At 51.3% G+C, this 3,987-nt stretch carries 4 protein-coding genes and 1 pseudogene; 1 reads left to right on the top strand and 4 read right to left on the bottom strand.

Translation table 11 applies throughout. The features are described from left to right. From HWQ67_RS20610 to HWQ67_RS13905, 3 genes are all read right to left on the bottom strand, one after another. A partial coding sequence (locus tag HWQ67_RS20610; protein WP_425340730.1) for a PD-(D/E)XK nuclease family transposase occupies positions 1-92 on the bottom strand: 92 nt, incomplete at its 3' end. Positions 93-206: 114 nt separating this feature from the next. After that, entirely contained in the window at positions 207-2,159 is a 1,953-nt protein-coding gene (locus tag HWQ67_RS13900; RefSeq protein WP_218253291.1) for an FG-GAP-like repeat-containing protein, read from the bottom strand. A 24-nt stretch (positions 2,160-2,183) separates the two neighbouring features. Continuing rightward, a complete protein-coding gene (locus HWQ67_RS13905) occupies positions 2,184-2,564 on the bottom strand; it encodes a tail fiber domain-containing protein (RefSeq protein ID WP_218253292.1) in 381 nt (126 codons plus the stop codon). Positions 2,565-2,957: 393 nt separating this feature from the next. Here HWQ67_RS13905 and HWQ67_RS13910 point away from each other — a divergent pair, with 393 nt between their 5' ends. Beyond that, positions 2,958-3,128 (top strand): hypothetical protein, encoded by a 171-nt coding sequence (locus tag HWQ67_RS13910; RefSeq protein WP_218253293.1) that lies wholly within the window; start codon positions 2,958-2,960, stop codon positions 3,126-3,128. 377 nt (positions 3,129-3,505) lie between these two features. Here HWQ67_RS13910 and HWQ67_RS13915 read toward each other — a convergent pair. Beyond that, positions 3,506-3,987: pseudogene (locus tag HWQ67_RS13915) on the bottom strand (hypothetical protein); the annotation flags it as partial.

Below are 3,987 nucleotides of genomic sequence, written 5' to 3' on the forward strand. Positions count from 1 at the left end.
GCGTTTAAAAAAGATATCAGTATCTCTTTCTTGCTTTCGTTGCCAAATATCCTCTTAAAGGCTATATCACTTTTTACGTCAACAAATCTCATAGCTTTATTTTAACACATCTCGGGATATTTTGTGATAGAGGAAACAACCTTCCCCTGAGGCAAAACAAAAAAAGGGGGAAGGACAAACCCCTTCCCCCACAGTTTATCTTTTCGTTACTTAGCCTGCCACTCCGAAGGCATACCCATCACTACGTAACCCTTGTCGGAGATGTTCACGCCGTCCATAAACCACGCATAGACGTCGCCATTTGCGGTGTTCTTCCAGAGGATGTCGTTCTTGCCATCTCCGTTGTAATCGGCCACGGCCAGTATCTGCCAGACGTTGGGCAACCCGTGACTCACAAGACCACCGCCAACTATCTTGACACCGTCCATCAGCCATATGGCAACGTCCCCTGACGTGATGTCCTGCCAGAGCATATCGGCCTTGCCATCGCCGTCTAAGTCAACGACCGCCTTTATCTGCCAGTTGCCTGGGATGCCTCGCGAAGAGTAGTCCATCTTTGAGATCGTCGTGCCGTCCATCAGCCATACTACCACGTCGCCGTCGGTGTTTTGCCAGACGATATCGGCCTTCTTGTTGCCATCGAGGTCGGCCACGGCCCTGATCGTCCACTCCGGCCTCATCCCTTTGACGATAAAGCCGCCACTCTTGATGTCCTTGCCGTCCATCAGCCACACGGCCACGTCACCCGTTTCGGTGTTCTGCCACAGGATATCGGCCTTGCCGTCGCCATTAAAATCGCCGGCCTTCTTGAACTCCCACTCCTTTGGCAGACCACGCAGGGCATAGTCGTGGGCGGATATCTGCGTGCCGTTCATGAGGTACATGTAGACGTCGCCCTTGTCCTTGTGTTGCCAGATGATATCGCTCTTGTCGTCACCGTTGAAGTCGGCGATTCCCTTGATGTCCCAGTCTGCCGTAACACCCTTGACGGCGTAATCACCACCGGTTAAGCTGAACTTGTCCATCAGCCAGATAAAGACATCGCCGGATTGACTGCTACGCCAGATGACGTCGCTTTTGCCGTCGCCGTTGAAGTCATATATCGGCGTTACGGGAACTGAAAACTCGACGCTGACGTCCTTGTCTGCTGTCATCGTAACCGAACACTGGCTGCCGGTGGTTGTGTCACAGCCCGTCCAGCCCGTTAGCGTTGAACCCTGTGCCGGGATGGCGGTCAGGATCACAGTGGTGCTAGTAGCGTATGACACCAGGCACGTCTTGCCATCGGCGCTACAGTTGAGCGTTCCGGTGGATGCTGCTACGGTACCGCTGCCGTTGCCCGTTATCTTGAGGGTGAGGGTTGCAAAGCCTCCAGGCTCCTGCGTAACCGTAAATGTTTGACCCGCTATCGTCATTGTGCCGGTGCGCGTATTGGCAGTTGAGTTGGTCTCTACGGAATAGTAAACCATACCGTTGCCGCTACCGGAGCTGCCGGATGTTATCGTTATCCATGTGTCGTTGCTTGATGCGTTCCACGAGCACGCGCTTATGGCTGTGACATTGACGCTGTCGGTTCCGCCGGAGCCGCCGATCTGCTTGCTCGTTGGGGTGATTGTATAGGTGCAGATGCCTTGCGTAACGGTAAAGGTCTGTCCGGCTATTGTTATCGTGCCGGTGCGGGATGTTGGGGCTGTGTTTGCCGCAACGGTGTACGATACCACACCGGAGCCGGTTACCGCGCTGCCAGACGTTACGGTGATCCATGCAACACCGCTTGTTGCCGTCCATTGGCAGGTGTTTGTCGAGGCCTTTACCGTTACATCGCCGCTACCGCCTGCGGCAAGGAAGTCCTTGCTTGTGGGGGTGAGTGTGTAGGTACAGCTTGGCGTAGGGGTAGGTGTAGGCGTTGGTGAGAGTGTTGGAGTAGGTGTCGGGGTGGGCGTTGCCGTAGGAGTAGGTGTAGGCGTGGGAGTTGATGTTGGAGTAGGTGTGGGAGTCGCTGTAGCCGTCGGCGTGGGTGTCGGTGTAGGCGTTGGCGTGGGTGTTGCCGGTGAAACGTCCCAATAGCCCGCATCCCACGTCATGCCGTCCCACGTGCTGATCGCCCATGCCGATGTTGCCATCAGCGCTATGATTAGTGTTAAGACAATTCTTCTCATCTTGTCGTCTCCTTAGGGATCGTGCTACTGGGATTTTTCTTTAAGTGCCCTGACCTCTTCCTTGAGTTCAGCTATGATCTTCTGCTGATCCTTGAGTTCAGCGATGGTCTTTTGCTGCTCTTGAACCGTCTTCTGCTGTTCCTGGACGACCTTTGTCAGGAGCGCTACCACGTCCATTGGGCTTAGGCCCTTGCGATCCTTTGTCGCAACGATGTCAGGGACGTCCTCTGCGATGAAGCCGATGTGTTGTTCGTCTTCGGTCTTGTACTTGAAGGAGACCGGCTCGAGTTTGTTAAACGCCAGCATGGCGTCCTCGGACGTGAGGCTCTGGATGTCCTTCTTGTACTCACGGCTTGAGGCGTTGGTCCATACGCCGCCTGTGGTTACGTAGGCGCCGGAGGCCATGTGCAGGGGGTAGGCGGGGGTTGTAGTGCCGATACCGACTGTACAGACATTATTGTTAAAGTTTCTTCAAAAAGCCCTCCTCCAATACGTATAGATCTCCCATGACTATCTGTAGATATATGAAAGATACCATTACCCATAGGATTAAGTACAAGAGTAGAGTCTATCTCATCTGTGATTGCAAATGCATAATTTAATCCACCTGCTCCTTGTACATAAGATGGGACTGTGGGTAAAACAAAATGCACCTTTCCTTGTACTTGGAGTTTACCACCATTAGTCCATCCTTGTGATTCCCAGGGTGTTGATCTTCCAATAATTATCCCCCCGCTATAAAACAAATTACCCCCCGACAAATCCCAACTCCGCTCCCCCAGGTAGGTAAAGTTCGCATTGACCTCACTGGACTTGGCAACCGTCCCCGACGTGAACACGTTTGGTACCGACCCTGCGTATGCCGATAACGTCAGACACAGCAACGCAATAATTGCCACGGTTGCCCCTGCTACATGCTTTAAAACCTCGATCTTAAACCTCATAGAAAGTACCTCCGAACTGTTTTGAATTTACACGCAAAATGCGTGTATAGAGTGCTTCTTGATTGTACCTCTGCTTACGAAAAAGGCCGAACAAGATAAAACAATGACATTGATACATGGTAGTCCAACCGGACGCAAAAATAACCGGAAAAAGAAAAAGGCCTGGGGGTATTAATATTAAGGTTGCTGAAGGTGCATTAGAGAGAGAGAGCAAGAACGGCACCAAAACTGCCATATCCAGCTATATTAGTCGGCAAATTATTCATCCTGCCCGCTAAAAAAATCTCCTTGCTAAAATCCTCTGATGACATCATGGCATTAGTACAGGACAAGGATTTCAGAAAAGTCAATAGCAAAAATTACGGGTGCGAAAGTTCCAGATACCAGGTAAGCCCTCTTGGACTATACCCCTTTGAGATATGCCCACAGGTCACCTGCGGAGGCAGACTTACGCAACAGTGTTTTAAATGTCTGTAGTTGTTCTATGCCTTCAAGGGTTCTGACACTGTCCATAAGTGCGGTTGCCTCATCTGCGTACTTGATCTCAAGCATTCCCTCTATTCCCTCGATCAAGCCCTTGCGTTCGCCCTCTATCAATCCCTCTCTTTTTCCCTCGATCAAGCCCTTGCGCTCGCCTTCTATCAACCCCTTGCGTTCGCCCTCGATTAATGCCTTTTCAACCGCCTTTTCAATCCTGTACTCTGCTGCACCCTTTTCAATCTGCCTCCTTATCTGCCAATATTCATATACCTCAAAATCTTCCTTGTTCCAGGTACTCTTGTTGGCTATCTCATAGGCTTCCTTTATCTCAGCGAAGTCCGCACACTTGGGTACCATCTCCAGCGAATGTGCATTCTTTATGAAGTGTACCCACTTCTCTATTA

This window comes from Candidatus Magnetobacterium casense, assembly GCF_019173545.1.
Taxonomy (GTDB): domain Bacteria; phylum Nitrospirota; class Thermodesulfovibrionia; order Thermodesulfovibrionales; family Magnetobacteriaceae; genus Magnetobacterium; species Magnetobacterium cryptolimnobacter.